Source organism: Microbacterium sp. Root180, from assembly GCF_001428485.1.
In the GTDB taxonomy this organism is placed as follows: domain Bacteria; phylum Actinomycetota; class Actinomycetes; order Actinomycetales; family Microbacteriaceae; genus Microbacterium.
Genome location: NZ_LMHS01000001.1, coordinates 175,529 through 200,678 on the forward strand (window position 1 = coordinate 175,529; position 25,150 = coordinate 200,678).

The 25,150-nt window shown below is 67.3% G+C and carries 36 protein-coding genes; all 36 read left to right on the forward strand.

What is annotated here, in order from left to right; genetic code table 11:
* The first annotated feature begins 151 nt into the window (after positions 1–151).
* The 36 genes from ASD93_RS00750 to ASD93_RS00925 all read left to right on the forward strand — a co-directional run bounded on the left by ASD93_RS00750 (position 152) and on the right by ASD93_RS00925 (position 25,007).
* Positions 152–481 (forward strand): hypothetical protein, encoded by a 330-nt coding sequence (locus ASD93_RS00750; RefSeq protein WP_056117655.1) that lies wholly within the window; start codon positions 152–154, stop codon positions 479–481.
* On the forward strand, positions 481–1,770 hold the full coding sequence (locus tag ASD93_RS00755; protein WP_056117657.1) for a hypothetical protein: 1,290 nt from the start codon (positions 481–483) through the stop codon (positions 1,768–1,770). The genes ASD93_RS00750 and ASD93_RS00755 overlap by 1 nt, the downstream gene beginning before the upstream one ends.
* Entirely contained in the window at positions 1,767–2,246 is a 480-nt protein-coding gene (locus ASD93_RS00760; protein ID WP_056117659.1) for a hypothetical protein, read from the forward strand. The genes ASD93_RS00755 and ASD93_RS00760 overlap by 4 nt, the downstream gene beginning before the upstream one ends.
* Positions 2,243–2,821, forward strand: a complete 579-nt coding sequence (locus tag ASD93_RS00765) for a hypothetical protein (protein WP_056117661.1) — start codon at positions 2,243–2,245, stop codon at positions 2,819–2,821. The genes ASD93_RS00760 and ASD93_RS00765 overlap by 4 nt, the downstream gene beginning before the upstream one ends.
* Positions 2,812–3,426: a hypothetical protein gene (locus tag ASD93_RS00770; protein ID WP_056117663.1), complete on the forward strand. Its 615-nt coding sequence runs from the start codon at positions 2,812–2,814 to the stop codon at positions 3,424–3,426. Before ASD93_RS00765 ends, ASD93_RS00770 begins: the two co-directional genes overlap by 10 nt.
* The gene (locus ASD93_RS00775) at positions 3,423–3,683 is read left to right on the forward strand and encodes a hypothetical protein (RefSeq protein ID WP_157536828.1); all 261 of its coding nucleotides are present in this window, start codon (positions 3,423–3,425) and stop codon (positions 3,681–3,683) included. The genes ASD93_RS00770 and ASD93_RS00775 overlap by 4 nt, the downstream gene beginning before the upstream one ends.
* Before the next feature lie 330 nt (positions 3,684–4,013).
* Positions 4,014–4,382 (forward strand): 30S ribosomal protein S12, encoded by a 369-nt coding sequence (gene rpsL, locus ASD93_RS00780; protein WP_018171438.1) that lies wholly within the window; start codon positions 4,014–4,016, stop codon positions 4,380–4,382.
* 5 nt (positions 4,383–4,387) lie between these two features.
* Positions 4,388–4,858 (forward strand): 30S ribosomal protein S7, encoded by a 471-nt coding sequence (gene rpsG / locus ASD93_RS00785; protein WP_056117669.1) that lies wholly within the window; start codon positions 4,388–4,390, stop codon positions 4,856–4,858.
* Between the two features lie 73 nt (positions 4,859–4,931).
* A complete protein-coding gene (gene fusA, locus ASD93_RS00790) occupies positions 4,932–7,046 on the forward strand; it encodes an elongation factor G (RefSeq protein ID WP_056117671.1) in 2,115 nt (704 codons plus the stop codon).
* A gap of 152 nt (positions 7,047–7,198) precedes the next feature.
* Positions 7,199–8,392, forward strand: coding sequence for an elongation factor Tu (tuf, locus tag ASD93_RS00795; protein WP_056117673.1), 1,194 nt, complete (start codon positions 7,199–7,201; stop codon positions 8,390–8,392).
* A gap of 217 nt (positions 8,393–8,609) precedes the next feature.
* Complete coding sequence (locus ASD93_RS00800) at positions 8,610–8,825, forward strand: antitoxin (RefSeq protein WP_056117675.1); 216 nt, start codon at positions 8,610–8,612, stop codon at positions 8,823–8,825.
* Between the two features lie 476 nt (positions 8,826–9,301).
* Positions 9,302–9,610, forward strand: a complete 309-nt coding sequence (gene rpsJ, locus ASD93_RS00805; RefSeq protein WP_013584016.1) for a 30S ribosomal protein S10 — start codon at positions 9,302–9,304, stop codon at positions 9,608–9,610.
* Between the two features lie 17 nt (positions 9,611–9,627).
* The gene (rplC, locus tag ASD93_RS00810) at positions 9,628–10,278 is read left to right on the forward strand and encodes a 50S ribosomal protein L3 (protein ID WP_414843691.1); all 651 of its coding nucleotides are present in this window, start codon (positions 9,628–9,630) and stop codon (positions 10,276–10,278) included.
* A gap of 4 nt (positions 10,279–10,282) precedes the next feature.
* Positions 10,283–10,945 (forward strand): 50S ribosomal protein L4, encoded by a 663-nt coding sequence (gene rplD / locus ASD93_RS00815; protein ID WP_056117677.1) that lies wholly within the window; start codon positions 10,283–10,285, stop codon positions 10,943–10,945.
* Positions 10,942–11,241 carry a 50S ribosomal protein L23 gene (gene rplW, locus ASD93_RS00820; protein WP_056117679.1) on the forward strand — a complete coding sequence of 100 codons (300 nt, stop codon included), beginning with the start codon at positions 10,942–10,944 and terminating at the stop codon, positions 11,239–11,241. Before rplD ends, rplW begins: the two co-directional genes overlap by 4 nt.
* Positions 11,242–11,265: 24 nt before the next feature.
* Positions 11,266–12,105: a 50S ribosomal protein L2 gene (gene rplB / locus ASD93_RS00825; protein WP_056117681.1), complete on the forward strand. Its 840-nt coding sequence runs from the start codon at positions 11,266–11,268 to the stop codon at positions 12,103–12,105.
* A gap of 12 nt (positions 12,106–12,117) precedes the next feature.
* Positions 12,118–12,399, forward strand: a complete 282-nt coding sequence (rpsS, locus tag ASD93_RS00830) for a 30S ribosomal protein S19 (RefSeq protein ID WP_056117683.1) — start codon at positions 12,118–12,120, stop codon at positions 12,397–12,399.
* Positions 12,400–12,422: 23 nt separating this feature from the next.
* A complete protein-coding gene (gene rplV / locus ASD93_RS00835; protein WP_056117684.1) occupies positions 12,423–12,821 on the forward strand; it encodes a 50S ribosomal protein L22 in 399 nt (132 codons plus the stop codon).
* Positions 12,821–13,585 (forward strand): 30S ribosomal protein S3, encoded by a 765-nt coding sequence (gene rpsC / locus ASD93_RS00840; protein WP_056117686.1) that lies wholly within the window; start codon positions 12,821–12,823, stop codon positions 13,583–13,585. The genes rplV and rpsC overlap by 1 nt, the downstream gene beginning before the upstream one ends.
* Positions 13,585–14,004 (forward strand): 50S ribosomal protein L16, encoded by a 420-nt coding sequence (gene rplP / locus ASD93_RS00845; protein ID WP_018171451.1) that lies wholly within the window; start codon positions 13,585–13,587, stop codon positions 14,002–14,004. Before rpsC ends, rplP begins: the two co-directional genes overlap by 1 nt.
* Positions 14,004–14,318, forward strand: a complete 315-nt coding sequence (gene rpmC, locus ASD93_RS00850) for a 50S ribosomal protein L29 (protein WP_045275475.1) — start codon at positions 14,004–14,006, stop codon at positions 14,316–14,318. The genes rplP and rpmC overlap by 1 nt, the downstream gene beginning before the upstream one ends.
* Complete coding sequence (rpsQ, locus tag ASD93_RS00855) at positions 14,318–14,710, forward strand: 30S ribosomal protein S17 (RefSeq protein ID WP_082569091.1); 393 nt, start codon at positions 14,318–14,320, stop codon at positions 14,708–14,710. Before rpmC ends, rpsQ begins: the two co-directional genes overlap by 1 nt.
* Before the next feature lie 34 nt (positions 14,711–14,744).
* On the forward strand, positions 14,745–15,113 hold the full coding sequence (rplN, locus tag ASD93_RS00860; RefSeq protein ID WP_056117688.1) for a 50S ribosomal protein L14: 369 nt from the start codon (positions 14,745–14,747) through the stop codon (positions 15,111–15,113).
* Positions 15,114–15,117: 4 nt separating this feature from the next.
* Complete coding sequence (gene rplX / locus ASD93_RS00865) at positions 15,118–15,477, forward strand: 50S ribosomal protein L24 (RefSeq protein WP_056117690.1); 360 nt, start codon at positions 15,118–15,120, stop codon at positions 15,475–15,477.
* A 2-nt stretch (positions 15,478–15,479) separates the two neighbouring features.
* A complete protein-coding gene (gene rplE / locus ASD93_RS00870; protein ID WP_056117691.1) occupies positions 15,480–16,070 on the forward strand; it encodes a 50S ribosomal protein L5 in 591 nt (196 codons plus the stop codon).
* A gap of 100 nt (positions 16,071–16,170) precedes the next feature.
* Positions 16,171–16,569, forward strand: coding sequence for a 30S ribosomal protein S8 (gene rpsH / locus ASD93_RS00875; protein WP_045275471.1), 399 nt, complete (start codon positions 16,171–16,173; stop codon positions 16,567–16,569).
* A gap of 6 nt (positions 16,570–16,575) precedes the next feature.
* On the forward strand, positions 16,576–17,112 hold the full coding sequence (rplF, locus tag ASD93_RS00880; RefSeq protein ID WP_056117693.1) for a 50S ribosomal protein L6: 537 nt from the start codon (positions 16,576–16,578) through the stop codon (positions 17,110–17,112).
* 2 nt (positions 17,113–17,114) lie between these two features.
* Entirely contained in the window at positions 17,115–17,474 is a 360-nt protein-coding gene (gene rplR, locus ASD93_RS00885) for a 50S ribosomal protein L18 (RefSeq protein ID WP_056117695.1), read from the forward strand.
* On the forward strand, positions 17,471–18,163 hold the full coding sequence (gene rpsE, locus ASD93_RS00890; protein ID WP_082569092.1) for a 30S ribosomal protein S5: 693 nt from the start codon (positions 17,471–17,473) through the stop codon (positions 18,161–18,163). The genes rplR and rpsE overlap by 4 nt, the downstream gene beginning before the upstream one ends.
* On the forward strand, positions 18,163–18,348 hold the full coding sequence (gene rpmD, locus ASD93_RS00895; RefSeq protein WP_023954062.1) for a 50S ribosomal protein L30: 186 nt from the start codon (positions 18,163–18,165) through the stop codon (positions 18,346–18,348). The genes rpsE and rpmD overlap by 1 nt, the downstream gene beginning before the upstream one ends.
* Positions 18,348–19,082, forward strand: a complete 735-nt coding sequence (rplO, locus tag ASD93_RS15650) for a 50S ribosomal protein L15 (RefSeq protein WP_082569093.1) — start codon at positions 18,348–18,350, stop codon at positions 19,080–19,082. Before rpmD ends, rplO begins: the two co-directional genes overlap by 1 nt.
* 100 nt (positions 19,083–19,182) lie before the next feature.
* Positions 19,183–20,508, forward strand: a complete 1,326-nt coding sequence (secY, locus tag ASD93_RS00905) for a preprotein translocase subunit SecY (protein ID WP_056117698.1) — start codon at positions 19,183–19,185, stop codon at positions 20,506–20,508.
* Positions 20,505–21,128: an adenylate kinase gene (locus ASD93_RS00910; protein ID WP_056117700.1), complete on the forward strand. Its 624-nt coding sequence runs from the start codon at positions 20,505–20,507 to the stop codon at positions 21,126–21,128. The genes secY and ASD93_RS00910 overlap by 4 nt, the downstream gene beginning before the upstream one ends.
* A 3-nt stretch (positions 21,129–21,131) precedes the next feature.
* The gene (map, locus tag ASD93_RS00915) at positions 21,132–21,971 is read left to right on the forward strand and encodes a type I methionyl aminopeptidase (RefSeq protein WP_082569094.1); all 840 of its coding nucleotides are present in this window, start codon (positions 21,132–21,134) and stop codon (positions 21,969–21,971) included.
* 9 nt (positions 21,972–21,980) lie between these two features.
* The gene (locus ASD93_RS00920; protein WP_056117702.1) at positions 21,981–22,667 is read left to right on the forward strand and encodes a DsbA family protein; all 687 of its coding nucleotides are present in this window, start codon (positions 21,981–21,983) and stop codon (positions 22,665–22,667) included.
* A 45-nt stretch (positions 22,668–22,712) separates the two neighbouring features.
* Entirely contained in the window at positions 22,713–25,007 is a 2,295-nt protein-coding gene (locus tag ASD93_RS00925) for a choice-of-anchor A family protein (protein WP_056117703.1), read from the forward strand.
* The last annotated feature ends 143 nt before the right edge of the window (positions 25,008–25,150 follow it).

Genomic DNA, 25,150 nt, shown 5'->3' on the forward strand with positions numbered 1-25,150 from the left:
ATCCTGCGCCGCCTCAACCGACATGGGCGAGTCGCTGCGCAAGATGCAGCAGGCGATCAAGGACACCGACCAGGCACTCGCCGGCAACTGACCCACGTCCAGCGCGCGGCGAGGATCCCTCGCCGCGCGCCGGCGACAGGAGGAACGCGCCATGGCCGACGTCATGCTCGATCTCGAACGGCTGCAGGCGACCCGCCAGGGTCTGTCGGCCGCGCTGGCCGAGTTCAAGGAGGCAGCGAAGATCAACGACGGTCTGGAGCGGGCGATCGCCCGCCCGGACGACCGCTCTGCGCTGCGCGACAAGGCCTCGGACTTCGAGTCGGCGTGGAACGGCAAGCGCGGGACGCTCGAGGAGAACCTCCAGAACATCTACGACCAGCTGTCGTCGATCGTCGACGGCTGGGAGGAGTGGGACACCCAGACGGCGGCCGACATCGACGCATCCCGTGACACCAGCACCACGAACGTGAGGGCCGTCTGATGCGGTCGCCGCAGGGTGGGCATGAGCTGCGCCAGCTCGAAGGCAACCCCGAGGACATCTGGACCCGCGGCGACGCGTGGGTCAAGCTCGGACTGGTGATGGAGAAGACCGCCGAAGAGCTGACCGCGATCGGCGACTCGTCCATCCACAAGAGCAAGGGCACCGACAAGCTGGCCGACATGGCCTCCGAGAGTGCCGACGACCTGGACTCCGCGGGCGTGCGCTACCGCGAGACCGGCAAGGCGCTGCGCACGTACGCCGACGCGCTCGAGACCGCGCAATCCTGGCTCCGGCGCAACCTCGATTCGGTCGAGCGCGCGGAGCTCGACTACCAGTCGGCGCGCGATGCCAAGGCGGAGGCGATCAGCAGCCGCGACTCGCTCGACACCACGTGGCCGTGGGAGGACGACCCCACCGACGCGCAGCGGTCCGCCGCCGATGACGAAGTGGGCTCCGCCACGACCGCGCTCACGACCGCGACGACCACGCGCAACGAGCTGTGGACCGAGTTCGACCAGGTCTTCGTGGCCTGGTCGGATGCGTACGACGACGCCGTCGACGACATCCAGCAGGCGATGGACACCGCCGGCAACAACGACGGGTTCTGGGAGTTCGTCGACAGCGCGCTCGATGTGATCGGGATCGTGCTGATCGTGCTCAGCGTCATCGCCCTCATCATCGGTGCACCGCTCACCGGCCTTCTCGGCCTCGTGATCCTCGGGCTCACCCTCCTCGTTGTGGGCCTCACCCTGCTGAAGTTCGCATTCGGCAAGGCGACGCTCAGCGACGTCGCGTGGAGCCTCGTGGGACTCCTGCCGTTCGGGATCGGCAAGGTCCTCTCGCGCGGCGCGCCCGTGCTCAGCACCGTCGTGCGCGGCGGGCGGAGCGTCGTGACGACCGCCATCCGCTCGGGGCTGCCGAGGCTGAGCCTGCTGCGGCCCACGTCGTGGACGTCGCCCCTGCGATCGCTGGTCGCACCCGTGCGATCCTGGCTCGCGCTTCCCCGGCCGAGCCTGTTCGTGAACCCGTTCCGCTCGATCGCGATGGGCGGCTCGGAAGGGGTTCAGATCCAGAACTTCCTCACCACGATGCGTTCGTCGCAGTGGGCGAACAACCCCGGCGTCGCCGAGTTCATCACGAGCACCGCCGGCGCGCTTCCCGGCCGAGGCCAGCAGCTTCTCAACACGGGCCTGTGGACCACGTTCACCGGAGTGGACGGGCTGGGAGTCGCGGACGCGCAGCCCGACATCCCGCTCCTCGAGGATGTGGAACTACCCTGGGGAAAGTGACCTCACCCAGCGCACACCGCATCGGCCCGCTCGGGATCGTCTTCCTGAGCGCCGTCCTGGTGCAGACCGGGATCCTCGTCGCGTTCCTCGTGGGGGCACTCCTTCTCTCCGGCGCGCAGGTGACCGCCGAGGGGAACGCGAACTGGGAGCAGGTCGTCCCGTTCCCCGTCTTCCCCGTCCCGGCGTGGCTGCTCACGGCGCTCGCGTCCGTCGCGCTGCTGGCGGGCGCCGTGTGGGCGCTGACATCGCGCCCGGCTGACGCATCGGTGCTCACCGGGGCCATCGGACCGGCGGTCGCCGGCGCGTTCGCCTCCGGGTTCTTCCTCTTCGCGTTCGGGGAGGGCGGAGCACTGGCGACCGAGTACCTGCTCCCGCTGGGGATCTCGGCTGCGGCGGTCCTGGTCGTCTTCGTGGGCTCGGTCGTGCAGGGGGCGCGAGCCGGCCGCGCCGAGCGGATGCCGCAGGCCCGGTCATGACCGAATCCGCCACCGTGCCGGCGCCCACCGGCTTCCACATCATGATGCCGCCCGGGTGGGTGCGCTACCTCGTGGACGAGGAGGGCAAGCGCGCGCTCATCACGCAGACGTCCGCGCGCATGCGGGAGCTCTCGCGCCCTGATCTGGACGCGCAGGCGCGCACGCTCGTCGAGGCGCAGTGGCGCCGGCTGGTGCAGACCGGCGTGACCGCGATCTACCTGCCGACGTCGTCGGACGAGGTCCTCCCGCCGGCCAGCATCGCCGTGCGTCAGCACGTCGCCAAGCCCGGTGTGGACTTCGACGGATCCGTGCGCGCGACCGCCGGGGCCGCCGTCGAGGCCTTCGACACCCGCGTCGGACGGATCCTGCGGTGGCGTTCCGAGGCGCAGGGCGCCGGCGACCTGTCGTCCATCCGCACGCGTCAGGTCGGCTACGCGTTCGCGATGCCCGGCCATGCGCGCCGCGGTCTGGTCTTCGTGGCGGCCATCCCGTTCCCCGACGGGGCGGATCCCGCGATGATCGAGGCGATGACCGAGATGTGCGACACGATCATGGAGACGTTCCGGTGGCGATGACCCTCGAGTACACGATCGAGCTCGACCACCGGGTCTGGATCCCGGTTCCCCTCGAGTTCCCGTGGAACGGATATCCCGACCCGGCGGCGTGGGCGTCCGATCTCGCGACGAGCCTCATGACGGGGATCGACGCGCCCGCCGAGGTGCGCGACGCCCTCGAGTCGAGCGCGCTCGCCATGGCGGCAGTGGAGCCGCCCCTTCCCGGAGCGCTCGAGCGTTTCTGGCATCTTCCCGTCGAAGGCGGGCCCGAGCGTCTCGTCCACCTCTACGTCACCGAGACGGACGCGCGCGCAGCGGAGGAGCTCGCAGAGCTCGCCCGCGCGGGGGTCGGCGGCTACGTCCAGACCATCACGGTCCTCGAGGGCACGTCGTTCGATGTCGCGATCCGCGCCGTCGTCCTGACCGAGCTCCCGGACCGCCGCCTGTCGGTGCTGCGCGTCGTCGGCGTCGTCGGCGGCTACGTGTTCGTCGTCGAGCTCATCGAGGAGCAGACTGCGGTGCTCGAGGAGCTTGAACCCGTCGTCGAGGCGCTGTTCCGCTCCCTCCGCGTGCGCGTCGGAGGAGACGAGCGTCCCCGCTCGGAGCCGGAAGGGGCGTGGTCGTGATCCTGCGCATCGGCCTCCTCGTGCTCGGCATCCTCCTGTTCGTGTTCCTCGGGTGGGGCGCGGTGACCACCTGGATCACCGTGTTCACCGAAGGCGCCGGCACGTCCGTCTCGACGTCCGGCCCCGGCAGCGGCAGCGGTGAGAGCCCCGCGATCGTCGGCGCCATCGTGTTCACGATCTTCGCGCTGCTCGCGGGCGCGGCGGCGGTGGTGGCGGGCTCGTCGCTCACGAAGGGGCGGCGTTCGAGGGGGAGCTGAGACGCGCCGGCGCATGGCGACGTCGAGACGCGCTGTGCATGAGCTGTGCGCGTTTGACCGACCCCCGGCATCCCGCGTATCATTGATCGGGTGTGCGCCCACGCGCGCCATCCGCTGTGCCCCGGCGCGGCGGACGGATCGCGAGGCGCCGCATCTCAGGGAAGGGCCTGCGAACAGGCCACCCCCACGGCATATCCACCAACAAATGCTCGGCATCATCATGCCGTGCCGGTGGATGAATGTGAGCCCGCCGCGTCACGAATCGCAAGATCCGGATGCTGCGGGGGAGACACGAACGCTGTCACCGTGCAGCGCAACATAGGAGAGAACGTGCCAACCATTCAGCAGTTGGTTCGCAAGGGTCGCTCGCCCAAGGTCTCGAAGACCAAGGCGCCGGCGCTCAAGGCGAACCCGCAGCAGGCGGGTGTCTGCACCCGTGTGTACACCACCACCCCGAAGAAGCCGAACTCGGCGATGCGCAAGGTCGCCCGTGTCAAGCTCCGCAACGGCACCGAGGTCACCGCCTACATCCCCGGCGAGGGCCACAACCTGCAGGAGCACTCGCTCGTGCTCGTCCGCGGTGGTCGTGTGAAGGACCTCCCCGGTGTCCGCTACAAGATCGTCCGCGGCGCGCTCGACACGCAGGCCGTCAAGAACCGTAAGCAGGCTCGCAGCCGCTACGGCGCGAAGAAGGGTTGAGTTAGATGCCTCGCAAGGGACCCGCCCCGAAGCGCCCCGTCGTCAACGACCCGGTCTACGGCGCTCCGATCGTCAGCCAGCTGGTGAACAAGATCCTCGTCGACGGCAAGAAGTCGCTCGCCGAGTCGATCGTCTACACGGCGCTCAAGGGCGTCGAGGCCAAGAACGGCCAGGACGCTGTCGCCACGCTCAAGAAGGCCCTCGACAACGTGCGCCCGACCCTCGAGGTCAAGTCGCGCCGCGTCGGTGGCTCGACCTACCAGGTGCCGGTCGAGGTCAAGCCTCACCGCGCCAACACGCTCGCCCTCCGCTGGCTCGTCAGCTACGCCAAGGGCCGTCGTGAGAAGACGATGACCGAGCGCCTCCAGAACGAGATCCTGGATGCCTCGAACGGCCTGGGTGCCGCGGTCAAGCGCCGCGAAGACACCCACAAGATGGCCGAGTCGAACCGCGCCTTCGCTCACTACCGCTGGTAACCAGCTCGGCGGCGGCTCCGCCCTGCGGAGCCGACGAACGATCGACTGGATTCCGAAAAGTAAGGAAGACCCCGTGGCACAAGAAGTGCTCACCGACCTGACCAAGGTCCGCAACATCGGCATCATGGCGCACATCGATGCCGGCAAGACGACGACGACCGAGCGCATCCTGTATTACACGGGCACCAATCACAAGATCGGTGAGACGCACGATGGCGCGTCGACCACCGACTGGATGGAGCAGGAGCAGGAGCGCGGCATCACGATCACGTCCGCTGCCGTCACGTGCTTCTGGGACAAGAACCAGATCAACATCATCGACACCCCCGGTCACGTCGACTTCACGGTCGAGGTGGAGCGCTCGCTCCGCGTCCTCGACGGCGCCGTCGCCGTCTTCGACGGCAAGGAGGGCGTCGAGCCCCAGTCCGAGACCGTCTGGCGTCAGGCCGACAAGTACGACGTCCCGCGCATCTGCTTCGTCAACAAGATGGACAAGCTCGGCGCCGACTTCTACTTCACGGTCGACACGATCGTCAACAAGCTGAAGGCCAAGCCGCTCGTCATCCAGCTGCCGATCGGTGTCGAGAACGACTTCATCGGCGTCGTCGACCTCGTGGAGATGCGCGCACTGGTGTGGGCCGGCGACGCCAAGGGTGATGTCACCATGGGCGCCAAGTACGAGATCCAGGAGATCCCGGCCGACATGGCCGACAAGGTCGCGGAGTACCGCGAGATCCTCCTCGAGACGGTCGCCGAGTCCGACGAGGAGCTTCTCGAGAAGCACTTCGGCGGTGAGCCGCTCACGGTCGCCGAGATCAAGGGCGCCATCCGCAAGATGACCGTCAACTCGGAGCTCTACCCGGTGCTCTGCGGCTCGGCGTTCAAGAACCGCGGCGTGCAGCCGATGCTCGACGCGGTCGTCGACTACCTCCCGTCGCCGCTCGACGTGCCGGCCATCGAGGCCCACGACCCGAAGAACGAAGAGACGATCATCGAGCGTCACGCCGACCGCGAGGAGCCTTTCACGGCGCTGGCGTTCAAGATCGTGACGCACCCGTTCTTCGGTCGCCTGACCTACATCCGCGTGTACTCGGGTCACCTGGACTCCGGCGCGCAGATCGTCAACTCGACGAAGTCCAAGAAGGAGCGCATCGGGAAGATCTTCCAGATGTACGCCAACAAGGAGAACCCGGTCCCCTCGGTCACCGCGGGTCACATCTACGCGGTCATCGGCCTCAAGGACACGACCACGGGCGACACGCTCTGCGATGCGCAGCACCAGGTCGTCCTCGAGTCGATGACGTTCCCCGAGCCGGTCATCGAGGTCGCGATCGAGCCCAAGACCAAGGCCGACCAGGAGAAGCTGGGTCTCGCGATCCAGAAGCTCGCGGAGGAGGACCCGACGTTCCGCGTCGAGCAGAACTCCGACACCGGCCAGACCGTCATCAAGGGAATGGGCGAGCTGCACCTCGACATCCTGGTCGACCGCATGAAGCGGGAGTTCAAGGTCGAGGCGAACGTCGGCAAGCCCCAGGTCGCGTACCGCGAGACGATCAAGAAGTCGGTCGAGAAGCACGACTACACCCACAAGAAGCAGACCGGTGGCTCGGGTCAGTTCGCGAAGATCCAGTTCACGATCGAGCCCCTCGAGGTCACGGCCGACAAGACGTACGAGTTCGAGAACAAGGTCACCGGTGGCCGTATCCCGCGCGAGTACATCAGCCCGACCGATCAGGGGTTCCAGGACGCCATGAACGTCGGCGTGCTCGCCGGCTACCCCATGGTGGGCGTCAAGGCGATCCTTCTCGACGGCGCGTCGCATGACGTCGACTCGTCCGAGATGGCGTTCAAGATCGCCGGTTCGATGGGCTTCAAGGAGGCCGTCCGCCGCGCGAACCCGGTCATCCTCGAGCCGCTCATGTCCGTCGAGGTGCGTACGCCCGAGGAGTACATGGGCGACGTCATCGGCGACCTGAACTCGCGTCGCGGGCAGATCCAGTCCATGGAGGATGCTCAGGGCGTCAAGGTCGTGCGCGCGCTGGTTCCGCTGTCCGAGATGTTCGGCTACATCGGCGACCTGCGTTCGAAGACTTCGGGCCGTGCCGTCTACTCCATGGAGTTCGACAGCTACGCCGAGGTCCCGCGCAACGTCATGGACGAGATCGTCCAGAAGACCAAGGGCGAGTAGCCCTTTCCGGGGCCCCTCGGTGACGCGGGGCCCCGGCACAACTTCACACAGAATCACCAGAACCGTCTCCAGTAAGCTGGAGATATCCCCGTAGAGACTCGGTCGCAAACCAGCGCCCGGCGCTTCTACACGAACGTCCTGAGGAGGACCAAGTGGCTAAGGCCAAGTTCGAGCGCACCAAGCCGCACGTGAACATCGGAACGATCGGTCACGTCGACCACGGCAAGACCACGCTCACCGCCGCGATCTCGAAGGTGCTCGCCGACAAGTACCCGTCGGCCACCAACGTGCAGCGCGACTTCGCGTCGATCGACTCCGCTCCCGAGGAGCGCCAGCGCGGCATCACGATCAACATCTCGCACGTCGAGTACGAGACGCCCAAGCGTCACTACGCTCACGTCGACGCCCCCGGTCACGCCGACTACATCAAGAACATGATCACCGGCGCGGCTCAGATGGACGGCGCGATCCTCGTGGTCGCCGCCACCGACGGCCCGATGGCTCAGACCCGCGAGCACGTCCTGCTCGCCAAGCAGGTCGGCGTGCCCTACCTGCTCGTCGCGCTGAACAAGAGCGACATGGTCGACGACGAGGAGATCCTGGAGCTCGTCGAGCTCGAGGTCCGCGAGCTGCTGTCGTCGCAGGACTTCGACGGTGACAACGCTCCGGTCGTCCGCGTCTCGGGCCTCAAGGCTCTCGAGGGCGACGCCGAGTGGGTCGAGAAGATCGTCGAGCTCATGGACGCCGTCGACGAGTCGATCCCCGACCCGGTGCGTGACAAGGACAAGCCGTTCCTCATGCCCATCGAGGACGTCTTCACCATCACCGGCCGTGGCACGGTCGTGACGGGTCGCGCCGAGCGCGGCACCCTCGCGATCAACTCCGAGGTCGAGATCGTGGGTCTGCGCCCGACGCAGAAGACGATCGTCACCGGTATCGAGATGTTCCACAAGCAGCTCGACGAGGCATGGGCCGGCGAGAACTGTGGTCTGCTCCTGCGCGGCACCAAGCGTGACGATGTCGAGCGCGGCCAGGTCGTCGTGAAGCCCGGTTCGGTCACCCCGCACACCAACTTCGAGGGCACGGCGTACATCCTGTCCAAGGAGGAGGGCGGACGCCACAACCCGTTCTTCACGAACTACCGCCCGCAGTTCTACTTCCGCACCACCGACGTCACCGGCGTCATCTCGCTGCCCGAGGGCACCGAGATGGTCATGCCCGGCGACACCACCGACATGACGGTCGAGCTGATCCAGCCGATCGCCATGGAGGAGGGCCTCGGCTACGCCATCCGTGAGGGTGGCCGCACCGTCGGCGCCGGCACGGTCACGAAGATCATCAAGTGAGCCGGGCCGGGTCGATTTCGCGCAGCGAAGTTGACGCGGCAGCAGCTCAGATCGAGTAGGCGCGAAGCGCCGTATCGAGATCTCAGCGTCACCGACAAGGGGTCGGGCCTTCGGGCCCGGCCCCTTCGTCGTCGGCTCGGCGGTCGGAGTGTTGACGGCGGTCGCCGATCCCCGTTGAATGGCGGGGTACGCCCACGGGGGGCGCGAAGGAGAAGCGATGGGTATCGACGACCTGGTCAATCAGGGCAAGGACTTCCTCGAGCAGAACAAGGACAAGATCGACGACGCGATCAAGTCCGAACAGGCGGAGGGCGTCAGCGATGACGTTCTCGACGCCGCGGCCGACTTCGTCAAGAAGGTGGCGCCCGACGGCATCGACCAGCACGTCGACGGCGTGCGCGACACGATCGACAAGTCGATCGGCCACGAGTAGTCCGCTGGTTCACGACGTCTGAGCGGCCCGGGTCTCCACCCGGGCCGCTTTGTCGTCGGTCTCCTGAGAAGGAGCCGAGGATACCCACCGCGCGACACGCCCGAGTTTGCGACACGCCCGGGCGACACGTAGACTAGTGAGGTTCCACATTCCGGCGCGTCCTTCGGCGCGCTCAGGATCACTGCCAGGGCAGTGCATAGGCGGCGCGAAAGCGCAGGGTCCTAGGCCGCGGGCAGCAAAGAACCACCACATCTCAAACCCCCTCCATCACGAGAGTGTTCCTCTCGCGTGCGAGCAGGGAGCGGGATGCCGGGGAGCGGCGCTTCGGCGCGGCATCCGGATTGACATCAGAACAGCGGTGCAGCAACGCACTGCAAGAGCAGTGCAGAAGTGCCATGGCGCATGAGCGCCACCGTGCGTCCAATGCCTCCGGGAAGCCCGGAACGGTAAGACGCGAGAAAGAGAGTGAGCAGACAATGGCGGGACAGAAGATCCGCATTCGCCTGAAGTCGTACGATCACGCCGGGCTCGACAGCTCCGCGCGCAAGATCGTCGACACCGTGACCCGTGCCGGCGCCACCGTGGTGGGCCCTGTGCCCCTTCCGACCGAGAAGAACGTCGTGTGCGTCATCCGGTCGCCCCACAAGTACAAGGACAGCCGCGAGCACTTCGAGATGCGCACCCACAAGCGTCTGATCGACATCATCGACCCGACGCCCAAGGCCGTCGACTCGCTGATGCGTCTCGACCTGCCGGCTGACGTCAACATCGAGATCAAGCTCTGAGGTTCGACGTGGCTGACATCAACAACAAGATTTCCAAGGGACTGCTCGGCACCAAGCTCGGCATGACCCAGGTGTGGGACGAGAACGGCAAGCTCGTTCCCGTCACCGTCATCGAGGTCGCGCCGAACGTGGTCACCCAGGTTCGCACCCCCGAGAAGGACGGCTACAAGGCCGTTCAGATCGCCTACGGCCAGATCGACCCCCGCAAGGTGAACAAGCCGCAGACGGCCCACTTCGAGGCCGCCGGCGTGACGCCGCGTCGTCACCTCACCGAGGTCCGCACCGCGGATGCTGCTGACTACGCACTCGGTCAGGAGCTCACGGTGGACGGCACCTTCGAAGCCGGCCAGCTCGTCGACGTCGTCGGCACGAGCAAGGGCAAGGGCTTCGCGGGCGTCATGAAGCGCCACAACTTCAAGGGCGTCTCCGCTTCGCACGGTTCCCACCGCAACCACCGCAAGCCCGGTTCGATCGGCGCCTCGTCGACCCCGAGCCGCGTTTTCAAGGGCATGCGCATGGCCGGCCGTATGGGTGGCGAGCGCGTGACCGTCCTCAACCTCAAGGTGCACGCCGTCGACGCCGAGAAGGGTCTGCTGCTCGTCAAGGGCGCCGTCCCCGGTGCGCGCGGCCGCATCGTCTACGTCCGCAACGCAGTGAAGGGTGCCTGAACACATGGCTGACTCGACTCTCGCGCTCGACGTCGTGAAGGCAGACGGCAAGAAGGCCGGCTCGGTTGAGCTGCCCGCCGCTCTGTTCGACGTCAAGACGAACATCCCGCTCATCCACCAGGTCGTCGTGGCGCAGCGCGCCGCGGCTCGCCAGGGCACCCACTCGACCAAGCGTCGCGGTGAGGTCTCGGGCGCCGGCCGCAAGCCCTTCAAGCAGAAGGGCACCGGTAACGCCCGCCAGGGCTCGATCCGCGCGCCGCACATGACCGGTGGTGGCATCGTCCACGGCCCGAAGCCGCGCAACTACGAGCAGCGCACGCCCAAGAAGATGATCGCCGCCGCCCTGCTGGGCGCGCTCAGCGATCGTGCTCGCGGCGACCGCCTGCACATCGTCGACTCGTTCGGCATCGAGGGCGCTCCGTCGACGAAGGCCGCCGCTGCGGTCCTCGCGACGCTCGCTCCGACCAAGAACGTGCTGGTCGTCATCACGCGTGACGACGAGCTCAGCATCCTGAGCGTCCGCAACCTCGCGTACGTCCACGTGCTGTACTCCGACCAGCTCAACGCATACGACGTGCTCGTCTCGGACGACATCGTCTTCACCAAGGCCGCCTACGACGCGTTCGTCGCGTCGAAGGCCGGCTCCACCGAGGAGGTCTCGGCATGACCGCCGTGAACAAGGACCCGCGCGACATCATCCTGAAGCCGGTCGTCTCCGAGAAGAGCTACGGGCTCATCGACGAGGGCAAGTACACGTTCCTGGTGGACCCGCGTGCCACGAAGACCGAGATCAAGCTCGCGATCGAGAAGATCTTCGGCGTCAAGGTGGCCGCGGTCAACACGATCAACCGCGTCGGCAAGGCCCGCCGCACCCGCTTCGGCACGGGAAAGCGCAAGGACACCAAGCGCGCCATCGTGACCCTGAAGTCGGGCACCATCGACATCTTCACGGCAGTCGGCTGACGGTCGGGATAGAGGACTAGAGATATGGCTATTCGCAAGTACAAGCCCACGACCCCGGGTCGCCGCGGCTCGTCGGTGGCCGACTTCGCCGAGATCACCCGATCGACGCCGGAGAAGTCGCTCCTCCGCCCGCTCGCCAAGACCGGTGGACGCAACAACCAGGGCCGCATCACCACTCGCCACATCGGCGGTGGCCACAAGCGCCAGTACCGCGTCATCGACTTCCGTCGCAATGACAAGGACGGCGTCAACGCCAAGGTCGCTCACATCGAGTACGACCCCAACCGCACGGCGCGCATCGCGCTCCTGCACTACTTCGACGGTGAGAAGCGCTACATCCTCGCCCCGAACAAGCTGCAGCAGGGCGACATCGTCGAGTCGGGTGCCTCGGCCGACATCAAGCCGGGCAACAACCTGCCGCTGAAGAACATCCCCACCGGTACCGTGATCCACGCGATCGAGCTCCGCCCCGGCGGCGGCGCGAAGATCGCCCGCTCGGCCGGAGTGTCGGTTCGCCTCGTGGCGAAGGACGGCCCTTACGCCCAGCTGCGTCTGCCCTCGGGCGAGATCCGCAACGTGGACGCGCGCTGCCGCGCGACGATCGGCGAGGTCGGCAATGCCGAGCAGTCGAACATCAACTGGGGCAAGGCCGGCCGCAAGCGCTGGCTGGGTGTCCGCCCGACCGTCCGTGGTGTCGCGATGAACCCCGTCGACCACCCGCACGGTGGTGGTGAGGGCAAGACCTCCGGTGGTCGTCACCCTGTTTCGCCGTGGGGCAAGGCCGAAGGCCGCACCCGCCACGCGAACAAGGAAAGCGACAAGTACATCGTTCGCCGTCGCAACGCCGGCAAGAAGCGCAAGTAGGAGTAGAGGAAGATGCCACGCAGTCTCAAGAAGGGCCCCTTCGTCGACGAGCACCTGCTTCGCAAGGTCGTCGTACAGAACGAAGCCGGCACTAAGAACGTCATCAAGACCTGGTCGCGCCGCTCGATGATCGTCCCCGCAATGCTCGGGCACACGATCGCCGTGCACGACGGACGCAAGCACATCCCTGTGTTCGTGTCCGAGACCATGGTCGGCCACAAGCTGGGCGAATTCGCGCCCACCCGCACCTTCCGCGGCCACGTGAAGGACGACAAGAAGGGCCGTCGCCGCTGAGCGGCGACGTAGAGGAGAGAGAAATGGTGGAGTCCATCGCACGTGTGCGACACATCCGCGTGACCCCTCAGAAGGCTCGTCGTGTCGTCGCCCTCATCAAGGGCAAGCAGGCTGAGGAGGCCCTGGCCATCCTCAAGTTCGCGCCGCAGGGTGCGAGCGAGCCGATCTACAAGCTCGTCGCCTCGGCGATCGCGAACGCTCGCGTGAAGGCCGACAAGGATGGCGAGTACCTGGACGAGCAGGACCTGTACGTGGCCAACGCGTACGTCGACGAGGGCACGACGCTCAAGCGTTTCCAGCCCCGCGCCCAGGGTCGCGCGTTCCAGATCAAGAAGCGCACGAGCCACATCACGGTCGTGCTCTCTACGCCCGAGGTCGCTGAGGCGGCACCGGCTGCCAAGACGAAGAAGGCGAGCAAGTAATGGGCCAGAAGGTCAACCCGTACGGCTTCCGCCTCGGCATCACCACGGACCATGTGTCGCGTTGGTTCTCGGACTCGACGAAGCCCGGACAGCGTTACGCCGACTACGTGGCCGAGGACATCAAGATCCGTCGTCTGCTGACGACCTCGCTCGACCGCGCGGGTGTCAGCAACATCGAGATCGAGCGCACCCGTGACCGCGTCCGCGTCGACATCCACACTGCCCGCCCGGGCATCGTGATCGGTCGCCGTGGCGCCGAGGCCGAGCGCATCCGCGCCGACCTCGAGAAGCTCACCGGCAAGCAGATCCAGCTGAACATCCTCGAGGTCAAGAACCCCGAGGCCGACGCTCAGCTCGTCGCGCAGGGCATCGCCGAGCAGCTCAGCGCTCGTGTGGCATTCCGCCGCGCGATGCGCAAGGGCCTGCAGGGTGCGCAGCGCGCCGGCGCCAAGGGCGTCCGCATCCAGGTCTCCGGTCGCCTCGGCGGCGCCGAGATGAGCCGCTCGGAGTTCTACCGCGAGGGTCGTGTGCCGCTGCACACGCTGCGCGCGAACATCGACTACGGCTTCTACGAGGCGAAGACCACCTTCGGCCGCATCGGCGTGAAGGTCTGGATCTACAAGGGCGATCTCACCAACAAGGAACTGGCGCGCGAGCAGGCGAACGCGCCGAAGCAGTCGCGCGGTCGTGACGACCGTGGCGGCGACCGTGGTCGTCGTGGCCCTCGCACCGAGGCCCCCGTCGCAGAAGGAGCATCGGCGTAATGCTTATCCCCCGCAAGGTCAAGTACCGCAAGCAGCACCACCCGGGCCGCTCGGGTCAGGCCACCGGTGGCACGAAGGTGTCGTTCGGTGAGTTCGGCATCCAGGCCCTCACGCCCGCTTACGTGACGAACCGTCAGATCGAGTCCGCTCGTATCGCGATGACCCGTCACATCAAGCGCGGCGGAAAGGTGTGGATCAACATCTACCCCGACCGTCCGCTCACGAAGAAGCCGGCCGAGACCCGCATGGGTTCCGGTAAGGGTTCCCCCGAGTGGTGGGTCGCAAACGTCAAGCCGGGTCGCGTCCTCTTCGAGGTCGCCGGCGTCAACGAGGAACTCGCTCGCGAGGCCCTGACCCGTGCCATTCACAAGCTGCCTCTCAAGGCACGCATCATCAAGCGCGAGGAGGGCGACGCGTAATGGCGATCGGCACCAAGACGCTCGCCCCGAGCGAGCTCGACACGTTCGAAGACCAGCGCCTCGTCGAGGAGCTGCGCAAGGCCAAGGAAGAGCTGTTCAACCTGCGCTTCCAGTCGGCCACCGGCCAGCTCGAGAGCCACGGCCGCATCCGTGCGGTCAAGCGCGACATCGCGCGGCTCTACACCGTGATCCGTGAGCGCGAGCTCGGCATCCGTGCCACGCCCGCGCCGCTGGAGACCGCGACGAAGGCGAAGAAGACGAAGGCCAAGAAGGCGGATGCCGCTGACGAGGCCGTGAAGGAAGAGGCCGAGTAATGGCTGAGACCACTGAGAAGAAGGCTCCCGCCAAGAAGGCCGCCGCTCCCAAGGCTGCGGCTCCCAAGGCTGCCAAGGCCGAGGTCAAGGACCAGGTGACCGGTCACGAGTCCGCCGCGCACGACGTGCGCGACGAGAACGCCCGTGGCTACCGCAAGTCCCGCCGCGGCTACGTCGTGAGCGACAAGATGGACAAGACGATCGTCGTCGAGGTCGAGGACCGCGTGAAGCACCCCCTCTACGGCAAGGTCATCCGTCGCACGTCGAAGGTCAAGGCCCACGACGAGGGCAACACGGCCGGTATCGGCGACCTCGTCCTCATCAACGAGACCCGTCCGCTGAGCGCCACCAAGCGCTGGCGCCTGGTCGAGATCCTCGAGAAGGCCAAGTAAGCCCTCGGCTTGCTTGGAACCCAAGGAGTAACAAGTGATTCAGCAGGAATCCCGCCTGAAGGTCGCCGACAACACCGGCGCCAAGGAGCTGCTCACGATCCGCGTGCTCGGTGGCTCGCACCGCCGGTACGCCGGTCTGGGCGACATCATCGTGGCAACGGTGAAGGATGCGATCCCGGGCGGCAACGTCAAGAAGGGCGACGTGGTCAAGGCCGTCGTCGTCCGCACCAAGAAGCAGACCCGTCGTCCCGACGGCTCGTACATCAAGTTCGACGAGAACGCCGCCGTCATCCTGAAGAGCGACGGGGAGCCCCGTGGCACCCGCATCTTCGGACCGGTCGGTCGTGAGCTCCGTGACAAGAAGTTCATGAAGATCGTCTCGCTCGCACCGGAGGTGATCTGACCCCATGGCCAAGATCAAGAAGGGGGACCTGGTTCAGGTCCTCACAGGCAAGAAGCAGGCCAACGGCGGCGACCGCGGCAAGCAGGGCAAGGTCCTCGAGGTCCTTGTCGAGCAGAACCGCGTCATCGTCGAGGGCGTGAACTTCGTCACGAAGCACAACCGCGTCGGCCAGAGCCAGCGCGGCACCAAGACGGGCGGCATCGAGACGATGGAAGCCCCGATCCACATCTCCAACGTCGCCGTCGTCGACCCCTCGACCAAGAAGCCGACCCGCGTCGGTCACCGCGTCGAGGAGCAGACGAAGGACGGCGTGAAGCGCACCGTTCGCGTGCGCTACGCGAAGAAGTCAGGCAAGGACCTCTGAACATGAGCACCGCCACTGCCGTGGAGGCTGGCAAGATCCAGCCCCGCCTGAAGCAGAAGTACAACACCGAGATCAAGAAGCTTCTGCAGGACGAGTTCGGCTACCCGAACGTCATGCAGATCCCCGGTCTCGTCAAGGTCGTCGTGAACACCGGCGTCGGCGAGGCAGCTCGCGACAGCAAGGTGATCGATGGTGCGGTCGACGACCTCACCAAGATCACCGGTCAGAAGCCGGTCGTCACCAAGGCCCGCAAGTCCATCGCGCAGTTCAAGCTGCGCGAGGGTCAGGCCATCGGCGCGCACGTCACCCTCCGCGGTGACCGCGCGTGGGAGTTCGTGGACCGCCTGGTCAACCTCGCTCTGCCCCGCATCCGCGACTTCCGCGGCCTGTCGGCCACGCAGTTCGACGGCAACGGGAACTACACGTTCGGTCTCCAGGAGCAGTCCGTGTTCCACGAGATCAACCAGGACAAGATCGACCGTGTCCGCGGCTTCGACATCACGGTCGTGACGTCGGCGAAGACGGATGCCGAAGGCCGTGCGCTGCTGCGCCACCTGGGCTTCCCCTTCCGCACCGAGGACGCTCAGGCCTGAGCCGAGATCTCCCTGGGAGCCACCCGGCTCCCGGGGAACTCATAGAAGGTCGCCTGTCGTGTAACGGCAGTCGAAACCTCATGAACAAAGGAAAACTGACATGACAATGACAGACCCGGTCGCAGACATGCTGACCCGTCTGCGCAACGCGAACTCGGCGCACCACGACTCTGTGTCGCTGCCGAGCTCCAAGCTCAAGACCCACATCGCCGACATCCTCAAGCAGGAGGGCTACATCTCCTCCTGGGAGGTCTCGGACGCCCGCGTCGGCCAGACGCTCACCCTCACGCTGAAGTACGGCCCGAACCGCGAGCGGTCGATCGCCGGCATCAAGCGCGTCTCGAAGCCCGGCCTCCGCGTCTACGCGAAGTCGACCGAGATCCCCCGTGTCCTCGGCGGGCTCGGCGTCGCCATCCTGTCCACCTCCTCCGGTCTTCTCACCGACCGTCAGGCCGAGCAGAAGGGCGTGGGTGGGGAAGTCCTCGCCTACGTGTGGTGATCTGACATGTCGCGTATCGGACGTCTCCCGATCGACATCCCCGCCGGCGTGACCATTGCGGTCGACGGACAGGATGTCGCGGTCAAGGGCCCCAAGGGCGAGCTCTCGCTCACCGTGGCGCGCCCCATCGAGGTCAAGGTCGAAGAGGGCCAGGTCGTCGTGACCCGTCCCGACGACGAGCGCTCCTCGCGCTCGCTGCACGGCCTGACCCGCACGCTCATCAACAACAACATCATCGGTGTCACCCAGGGCTACACCAAGGGCCTCGAGGTCGTCGGTACGGGTTACCGCGTGGCGCAGAAGGGCAGCTCGGTCGAGTTCGCGCTCGGCTTCTCGCACCCCGTTCTCGTCGACCCGCCCGCGGGAATCACCTTCACGGTCGAGGGCAACAACAAGCTCACCGTGAGCGGCATCGACAAGCAGGCCGTCGGCGAGGCGGCTGCCAACATCCGCAAGATCCGCAAGCCCGAGCCGTACAAGGGCAAGGGCGTGCGCTACGCCGGCGAGGTCGTGCGGCGCAAGGCCGGAAAGGCTGGTAAGTAACCATGGCTGTGAAGTCGAAGACCGACGCGCGTGCGCGTCGTCACGCCCGCCTTCGCAAGAAGGTCGTCGGCACCGAGCAGCGTCCGCGCCTCGTCGTCACCCGTTCGGCCCGCCACGTCTTCGTGCAGGTCGTGGACGACAGCAAGGGCCGCACCGTGGCCTCGGCCTCGACGCTCGAGACCGATCTGCGCGCGTTCGACGGTGACAAGACCGCCAAGGCCCGCAAGGTCGGCGAGCTCGTCGCCGAGCGTGCGAAGGCTGCCGGCGTCTCCGACGTCGTGTTCGACCGCGGTGGCAACCGCTACGCGGGCCGTGTCGCGGCGATCGCCGACGGCGCTCGCGAAGGGGGTTTGAACCTGTGAGCGAAACAACCAACAACAACGTGGAGACCGAAGTGACCGAGCAGGCTGCTGCTGCCGCCACCACTGAGGCGCCCGCCGAGCGTGAGCGCGAGCCGCGTCGCGGCGGACGCGAGCGCAACGCCAATCAGCGCGACCGCGGTTCGCGCGATGCCGACAAGAGCCAGTTCCTGGAGCGCGTCGTCACGATCAACCGTGTGTCGAAGGTCGTCAAGGGCGGTCGTCGGTTCAGCTTCACGGCGCTCGTGGTCGTCGGTGACGGCAACGGCGTCGTGGGCGTCGGATACGGCAAGGCCCGCGAGGTCCCCCTGGCGATCTCGAAGGGTGTCGAAGAGGCCAAGCGCAACTTCTTCCGTGTCCCCCGCGTCGGCTCGACCATCCCGCACCCCGTGCAGGGTGAGGCCGCCGCTGGTGTCGTGCTCCTTCGTCCGGCCGCCGCCGGTACCGGTGTCATCGCCGGTGGCCCGGTGCGCGCCGTGCTCGAGTGCGCCGGCATCCACGACGTCCTGTCGAAGTCGCTCGGTTCGTCGAACACGATCAACATCGTCCACGCGACGGTCGCGGCGCTGAAGCAGCTCGAGGAGCCTCGTGCGGTCGCCGCACGTCGTGGCCTCGACTTCGACCAGGTCGCCCCCGCCCGTCTCGTCCGTGCCGAGGCCGAGGCCGCGGCTGCTGCGAAGGCAGGTGTCTGATGGCCGCGCGCCTGAAGGTTACCCAGGTCAAGTCCAAGGTGAGTGAGAAGCAGAACCAGCGTGACACGCTGCGTTCGCTCGGTCTCAAGCGGATCGGCGACTCGGTCGTCCGTCCCGACGACGCGCAGACGCGCGGCTACGTCAAGACCGTCGCCCACCTCGTGAAGGTTGAGGAGATCGACTGATGGCTGAGAAGGCCGAGAAGAACGAGGCCGCCGTCGCGGCCGAGACTGCCAAGAAGACGGACGCCCCCAAGAAGGCATCCGCCAAGGCAGCCCCGGCCAAGAAGGCTGCTCCCAAGGCTGCCGCTGCGAAGCCGGCCGCCGAGAAGAAGGCGCCCGCCAAGGCCGCCGCCGCCAAGGCCGACAAGGCCGAGGCTGCGGACAAGGCCGAGAAGGCTCCTGCTGCCAAGAAGGCTCCTGCCGCCAAGAAGGCTCCGGCCAAGAAGGCGGCCCCGAAGGCGGATGCCCCGGCATCGCGTCCGGGTGTCCTCAAGGTGCACCACCTGCGTCCGGTCCCCGGAGCCCGCACCGCCAAGACCCGCGTGGGTCGCGGTGAGGGCTCGAAGGGCAAGACCGCCGGCCGTGGCACCAAGGGCACCAAGGCCCGCTACCAGGTCAAGGTCGGCTTCGAGGGCGGCCAGATGCCGCTGCACATGCGCACCCCGAAGCTGCGCGGGTTCAAGAACCCGTTCCGCGTCGAGTACCAGGTCGTGAACCTGGAGAAGCTGGCGGAGCTGTACCCGTCCGGTGGCGATGTCACCATCGGCGACCTCGTCGCCAAGGGCGCGGTCCGCAAGAACGAGAAGGTCAAGGTGCTCGGCACCGGAGACATCTCGGTGAAGCTCAACGTGTCGGTCGACAAGGTCTCGGGCTCCGCCGAGCAGAAGATCGTCGCCGCGGGCGGCACCGTCAAGTAGTACGCACAGTGGGGGCCGGAGCTTGCTCCGGCCCCCACTGGGTTACCCTGGACGTCGGCACGTCGCTGTGCGCGCCGGCATCCCTTCTGGAGGCATCCTCTTGTTCAGCGCCATCGCGCGGGTCTTCCGCACTCCCGATCTGCGGCGGAAGATCGCATTCACCCTGGCGATCATCGCCCTGTACCGCTTCGGTGCGCACATCCCCGCACCGTTCGTCGACTTCCCGAATGTGCAGGAGTGCCTGCGACAGTCGGCAGGAACCCAGGGCCTGCTCTCGCTGGTCAACCTGTTCTCGGGCGGCGCGCTGCTGCAGCTGTCGATCTTCGCGCTGGGCGTCATGCCGTACATCACCGCGACGATCATCGTCCAGCTCCTGCGTGTCGTCATCCCGCACTTCGAGACCCTCTACAAGGAGGGCCAGGCGGGCCAGGCGCGGCTCACGCAGTACACCCGTTACCTCACGATCGCGCTGGCGCTGCTGCAGTCGACCACCCTCGTGACGGTGGCCCGCAGCGGTCAGCTCTTCCCGTCGACCGGCGTCCCGGAGTGCGAGCAGCTGCTCACCAACGACGCGTGGTGGGCGCAGCTGCTCATGATCATCACGATGACCGCCGGCACCGGCCTCATCATGTGGTTCGCCGAGCTGGTCACGGAGCGCGGCATCGGCAACGGCATGTCGCTCCTCATCTTCACCTCGATCGCGGCCGCCTTCCCCGCGTCGATGTGGGCGATCTGGCAGTCGCGCGGCTTCGAGGTGTTCCTCCTCGTGCTCGCGGTCGGAATAGTCGTGGTCGCGCTGGTGGTGTACGTCGAACAGTCGCAACGCCGGATCCCGGTGCAGTACGCCAAGCGCATGGTCGGACGCCGCACCTACGGCGGCACCAACACCTACATTCCCATCAAGGTCAACATGGCCGGCGTCGTGCCCGTCATCTTCGCCTCGTCGCTGCTGTACATCCCCGCCCTCATCGCGCAGTTCAACGCGCAGCCCGACGCCGACAACCAGATCGCACCGTGGGTGGCGTGGATCCAGCAGTACTTCACCAACGGCGACCACCCGATCTACATGCTGGTGTACTTCCTGCTCATCGTCGGCTTCACGTACTTCTACGTCGCGATCACGTTCAACCCGGTCGAGGTCGCCGACAACATGAAGAAGTACGGCGGCTTCATCCCCGGCATCCGTGCGGGCCGTCCGACCGCGGAGTACCTCGACTACGTGCTCACGCGCATCACGCTTCCCGGCTCGCTGTACCTCGGCTGCATCGCACTGCTCCCGCTCATCGCCCTCGCGGCGGTCGGCGCGAACCAGAACTTCCCGTTCGGCGGCGCCTCGATCCTGATCATCGTCGGTGTCGGTCTCGAGACCGTCAAGCAGATCGATGCGCAGCTGCAGCAGCGCCACTACGAGGGGCTCCTGCGATGACCCTTCGACAGGCTCAGGACGGCGCGGCGACCCGACTGCTGATCGTCGGGCCGCAGGGTTCGGGCAAGGGCACGCAGGGCGTCCGCATCGCACAGGCGTTCGGCATCCCGGCCGTCTCCACCGGTGACGTCTTCCGGGCAGCCGTAGCGGACGGAAGCGACCTCGGTCTCCAGGTGAAGTCGGTCATCGAGGCCGGCGACCTGGTGTCGGACGAGCTGACCAGCGCGGTCGTGCGCGAACGCCTCTCGCACGCCGACGCCGAGGGCGGCTTCCTGCTGGACGGCTACCCGCGAAACGTGAGTCAGGTCGCTCACCTCGACGAGTTCCTCGAAGGACGCGACGAGACCCTCGACGCGGTCATCGAGCTGAGCGTGCCGCGGGACGAGAGCATTGCGCGGCTGTCGCTGCGCGCGCAGGAGCAGGGACGCACGGACGACACCGAAGAGGTCATCGCCAACCGCCTCGCCATCTACGAGCGCGAGACGGCGCCGATCCTCGGCTTCTACCGCGTGCGCGGCCTCGTCGAGGAGATCGACGGCGTCGGCACGCTCGACGAGATCACCGATCGCATCATCGCGGCGCTCGAAGCGCGCGGGCTCATCCGCTCCGCCGCAGCCTGAGCCGTGTCGCTGCGCCGTTCGATCTACAAGTCGCCCGCCCACCTGCGGGCGATGGTGGAGCCCGGTCTCATCACCGCGGCGGCGCTCGACGCGGTCCGGGATCTGATCGCCCCGGGCGTGACGACGGAGGAGCTGGATGCCGCGGCATCCGCGGTGCTCACCGCACGCGGCGCGAAGTCGAACTTCCAGATGGTCCGCGGCTACCGTCACACCATCTGCGCATCGGTGAACGAGCAGGTGGTGCACGGCATCCCGGGCGCGCGGTCTCTCGCTCCGGGCGACATCCTGTCGATCGACGCGGGTGCCGAGTTCCAGGGCTGGAACGGCGACTCCGCGTTCACCGTCGTGCTCGACGACCCCGATCGCCCCGATGTCGTCACCGAGCGGCAGCGGCTGTCCGACGTGACCGAGGGGTCGCTGTGGGCCGGCATCGCGAAGCTCGCCACCGCCCGTCACCTCGGCGAGATCGGTGCCGCCATCCAGGAGCACATCGAGGCGAACGCGCCGGCGCCGGGCTACGGCATCCTGCGCGAGTACGTGGGTCACGGCATCGGCCGCAAGATGCACGAGTCGCCCTCGGTCTTCAACTACCGTGTGTCGGATCCCGGACCCGAGGTGCGTCCGGGACTCGTCCTCGCCATCGAGCCGATGGTCGTGATCGGCGACCAGACGACATTCGTGGAGGACGACGGCTGGACCGTCTCGACGCTCGACGGCACCGCCGGCTCCCACTGGGAACATAGCGTCGCGGTGCACGATGGTGGTATCTGGGTGCTCACGGCACCCGACGGCGGTGCGGCGGGGCTCGCACCCTTCGGCGTGACGCCGACCGAGATCGCATAGGAGTGGGTCATGGCTGAGGGTCCTCGCAAGGTCAACTGGTTCGCCATCTGGGTGAGCGTCGGCGTCGTGGTCGCGCTCGCCGCCGTCGCGATCTTCATCGTGACCCTCAACAACCAGGACGCGAAACCCGAGCCCGGCCAGGCGCCGTCGGCCGCGAACATCGACCCCGACACCGGCGCGATCCTCGTGGGCGACGGGGCGAGCAACCTCGAGACCTACATCGACTTCATGTGCCCGGTCTGCAACCAGTTCGAGCAGATCTACGGTGAGACCATCGCCGCGATGGTCGACGATGGCTCGATCACACTCGGCATCCACCCGATCTCGATCCTCGACGCCCAGTCGCAGGGGACCGAGTACTCGACGCGCGCGGCGAACGCGATGTACTGCGTCGCGGTGGCGGATGCCGAGGCATCCCTCCCCTTCATGAATGCGATGTTCGCGAACCAGCCCCAGGAGGGGACGCCGGGACTGACCGATGACCAGATCCTGCAGATCGCAGAGTCCGTCGGCGTGACCGGCATCGAGTCGTGCGTGAACGACGGAGTCTATTCCGACTACGTCACCGCGATGACCGAGGAGACCCCCGTTCGCCCCGGCGCGGGCGGCATCGGCACGCCGACGGTCCTCCTGAACGGCGAGTTCGTCACGCTGACCGGCGACCCCGAGGCGGATCTGCGGGCAGCTCTGCAGTAGGAGGGAGCTCCCGCGCTAGGCTTCGGCCTGGGACAAGGGAGCGTCATGGCGTCGAATCGCTTCGCAGCGGCCGCGACGGCATCCGTCGCGGCGTGGGGGTTGATCGCCGCGGGCGCGCTCGTCGTGGCGCCGTGGGTGGCCGCACCGGCTACGGCGGCGATCGGCGAGTGTCCGGACGGCACGATTCCAGGTCCCGGCAACACGAATCCCGTCTGGACCGATCAGAACGTCGCGATCTACGCCGGCGACGGCTTCCAGGTCCGCCAGGCGGCAGCAGAAGCGGAGGGCGTGGTCGTCGTCGGGGGCGATGCCTCGTTCGACAAGAGCGCGGGCGGCCGGTTCAACGTCGGGTGGGTCGGCGTCGGGTCAGGGGTCGTGCCGCTGCCCGGGACGACGATGCTCGCGGTGGGCGGCGACGTGAGCGTCGGTGCGACCACCGTGCTCGACGTCGGCGCCAACGCGTTCGACGGCGGACAGCTCCTGGGCGGCGACGTCGCCATCGGTGGGCAGTCGATCCCCGACTACGAGCTGTCCGGCCTCAACTACGAGCTCAACAACGGCACCCTCACGCAGGGGATGGGCGCCGCAGCGATCGCGCCCTGGTCGACGTGGGGGTCGGAGATCGCCGCCGAATCCGCGGGCTTCGACGCGCTGCCACCCACCGGCACCATCACGATCGGTGCCCTCCTGACGTTCACCGGCGACGGCACGTCCGCGACGCAGGTCTTCGACGTCGGCGCCGCGACGCTGGCCGGCAGCCCCGCGATCGGCTTCGAGAACATCCCCGACGGCGCCGCCGTGATCATCAACGTCGCGGGCGGCCCGGTGACCTGGGCTCCCAACTACTTCGCCGAGGACGGCGTGCGCGCCGACGATCCGGCGTCGCCGCTGTTCGGTGTGCTCGCAGCCCGCACCATGTGGAATTTCGCTGACGCGACGTCGGTGCACATCGCCGGGTCGTCCCAGGTGCTCGGCTCGATCCTGGTGCCGAATGCGAATCCGGATGCCGCGCAGCCGACTCTGCGGGTCACGGCGAGCACGAACGGCCGGCTGTACACCAACGGTACGATCCTCATGGACGGAGTCGGCAATGAGCACCACAACTATCCGTGGGTGAGCGCGCCCTTCGAGTGCATTCCGGTCATCGCCCCTGACGAGCCGGGCTCGATCACCATCTCGAAGGTGCTCTCGCCGGAGGACGCGGCTACCCTTCCCTCGGACACGACGTTCCACGGCCTGGTGACGTGCTCGCTCGAGGACGGCGGCCAGCTCATCGTCGAGTGGGAGGTCGCCCCTGGCGAGACGACGACGGTCGACGGCCTGCCGGTCGGCGCACCCTGCGTGGTCACCGAGACGGTCGGCCTCACCTATCGCGCCCGACTTCTCGCGAGCACGCTGAGTTTCGACCCGACGAGCCTCGCGGCGTGGCAGGCACCGACGTGGACGCTCAACGGCGAGGACGTCGAGGCCCCCGTGGACTTCGTCGTGCCCGCGGCCTCCGAGGAGCCCCAGCTCGCGTTCGCCGTCACCAACGCCCTCGCCATCGGGTCCTTCACGATTCGAAAGATCGTCGACAATCCCGATGAGGTCGCGTTCGCGGACGGGTTCGCCGGCACCTGGCAGTGCGCCGCGACCCAGGGTGGCGCCGACGTCCTCGACTCGGGCAGCTGGCAGCTCACGGCGGGGGAGACCTCCGCTCCGATCGAGGCGCCGGTCGGAGCCTGGTGCACGATCGCCGAGACCGCGCCGACGTCACCGCTCGGCGGAGCCTGGTCCACCCCGGTCATCACTCCGGGGCTGGTGCAGATCTCGGCGGATTCGGCGCAGACGCCGATCGCCGTGACGGTGACCAACACCCTGTCCCGGCTGTTCGGGGCGTTCACCATCGCCAAGTCCGTCACCGGCGCGGGCGCCCCGGACGTGTCGTTCGACGGAACGTGGTCGTGCACGCTCGCCGGCGAGGTCGTCGGCGAAGGCGATTGGGAGCTGACGGCAGGGGGAGTGAGCGAGCCCATCGCCGCCCCGGTGGGTGCGACCTGCACGGTCCACGAGATCGCACCGATCGCCGACGGCGGTACGTGGGCTGACCCCGTGATCTCACCGGCGTCGACCGTCGTCACCGCGGAGTCCGCACTCGCGCCGCTGTCCTTCAGCATCGTGAACGTCTTCACCGTCAGCCCCGTGGACCCCGTCGACCCCGGCGGTGGCGGCGAGGTCTCTCCCGACCTTCCGGCGACGGGGGGAGCCGTCTCGTGGTGGGCGATCGGCGTCGGCGCCGCACTTCTGGTCGGCGGGACGATCGTGGTCGCTCTGACGCTGTTGCGCCGGCGACGTCCCTGAGCCTGGGGAGCACCTGAGTCGGTTTGCCGAGGCATCCGATATCACCTATGCTTGATCTTTGGTGCGTTGCGCCTTCATCGGCGTGTCCGAGCACCACAATCCCCATCCAACGCAGACCGACCGGTCTGCAGAAGCAGTGATAG

What these genes read in the sequence shown, in the direction of transcription:
- rpmD (WP_023954062.1), top strand. Translation starts at nt 18,163, where the DNA reads ATGGCCGCGCGCCTGAAGGTTACCCAGGTCAAGTCCAAGGTGAGTGAG.
- rpsJ (WP_013584016.1), top strand. Translation starts at nt 9,302, where the DNA reads ATGGCGGGACAGAAGATCCGCATTCGCCTGAAGTCGTACGATCACGCC.
- rplO (WP_082569093.1), top strand. Translation starts at nt 18,348, where the DNA reads ATGGCTGAGAAGGCCGAGAAGAACGAGGCCGCCGTCGCGGCCGAGACT.
- rpsQ (WP_082569091.1), top strand. Translation starts at nt 14,318, where the DNA reads ATGGCTGAGACCACTGAGAAGAAGGCTCCCGCCAAGAAGGCCGCCGCT.
- rplP (WP_018171451.1), top strand. Translation starts at nt 13,585, where the DNA reads ATGCTTATCCCCCGCAAGGTCAAGTACCGCAAGCAGCACCACCCGGGC.
- ASD93_RS00750 (WP_056117655.1), top strand. Translation starts at nt 152, where the DNA reads ATGGCCGACGTCATGCTCGATCTCGAACGGCTGCAGGCGACCCGCCAG.
- rplV (WP_056117684.1), top strand. Translation starts at nt 12,423, where the DNA reads ATGGTGGAGTCCATCGCACGTGTGCGACACATCCGCGTGACCCCTCAG.
- ASD93_RS00765 (WP_056117661.1), top strand. Translation starts at nt 2,243, where the DNA reads ATGACCGAATCCGCCACCGTGCCGGCGCCCACCGGCTTCCACATCATG.
- rpsS (WP_056117683.1), top strand. Translation starts at nt 12,118, where the DNA reads ATGCCACGCAGTCTCAAGAAGGGCCCCTTCGTCGACGAGCACCTGCTT.
- rplX (WP_056117690.1), top strand. Translation starts at nt 15,118, where the DNA reads ATGGCCAAGATCAAGAAGGGGGACCTGGTTCAGGTCCTCACAGGCAAG.
- rplW (WP_056117679.1), top strand. Translation starts at nt 10,942, where the DNA reads ATGACCGCCGTGAACAAGGACCCGCGCGACATCATCCTGAAGCCGGTC.
- ASD93_RS00925 (WP_056117703.1), top strand. Translation starts at nt 22,713, where the DNA reads ATGGCGTCGAATCGCTTCGCAGCGGCCGCGACGGCATCCGTCGCGGCG.
- rplR (WP_056117695.1), top strand. Translation starts at nt 17,115, where the DNA reads ATGGCTGTGAAGTCGAAGACCGACGCGCGTGCGCGTCGTCACGCCCGC.
- ASD93_RS00920 (WP_056117702.1), top strand. Translation starts at nt 21,981, where the DNA reads ATGGCTGAGGGTCCTCGCAAGGTCAACTGGTTCGCCATCTGGGTGAGC.
- rplB (WP_056117681.1), top strand. Translation starts at nt 11,266, where the DNA reads ATGGCTATTCGCAAGTACAAGCCCACGACCCCGGGTCGCCGCGGCTCG.
- rplF (WP_056117693.1), top strand. Translation starts at nt 16,576, where the DNA reads ATGTCGCGTATCGGACGTCTCCCGATCGACATCCCCGCCGGCGTGACC.
- ASD93_RS00755 (WP_056117657.1), top strand. Translation starts at nt 481, where the DNA reads ATGCGGTCGCCGCAGGGTGGGCATGAGCTGCGCCAGCTCGAAGGCAAC.
- rpsH (WP_045275471.1), top strand. Translation starts at nt 16,171, where the DNA reads ATGACAATGACAGACCCGGTCGCAGACATGCTGACCCGTCTGCGCAAC.
- ASD93_RS00910 (WP_056117700.1), top strand. Translation starts at nt 20,505, where the DNA reads ATGACCCTTCGACAGGCTCAGGACGGCGCGGCGACCCGACTGCTGATC.
- ASD93_RS00800 (WP_056117675.1), top strand. Translation starts at nt 8,610, where the DNA reads ATGGGTATCGACGACCTGGTCAATCAGGGCAAGGACTTCCTCGAGCAG.
- rpsG (WP_056117669.1), top strand. Translation starts at nt 4,388, where the DNA reads ATGCCTCGCAAGGGACCCGCCCCGAAGCGCCCCGTCGTCAACGACCCG.
- rplD (WP_056117677.1), top strand. Translation starts at nt 10,283, where the DNA reads ATGGCTGACTCGACTCTCGCGCTCGACGTCGTGAAGGCAGACGGCAAG.
- rpsC (WP_056117686.1), top strand. Translation starts at nt 12,821, where the DNA reads ATGGGCCAGAAGGTCAACCCGTACGGCTTCCGCCTCGGCATCACCACG.
- rpmC (WP_045275475.1), top strand. Translation starts at nt 14,004, where the DNA reads ATGGCGATCGGCACCAAGACGCTCGCCCCGAGCGAGCTCGACACGTTC.
- rplE (WP_056117691.1), top strand. Translation starts at nt 15,480, where the DNA reads ATGAGCACCGCCACTGCCGTGGAGGCTGGCAAGATCCAGCCCCGCCTG.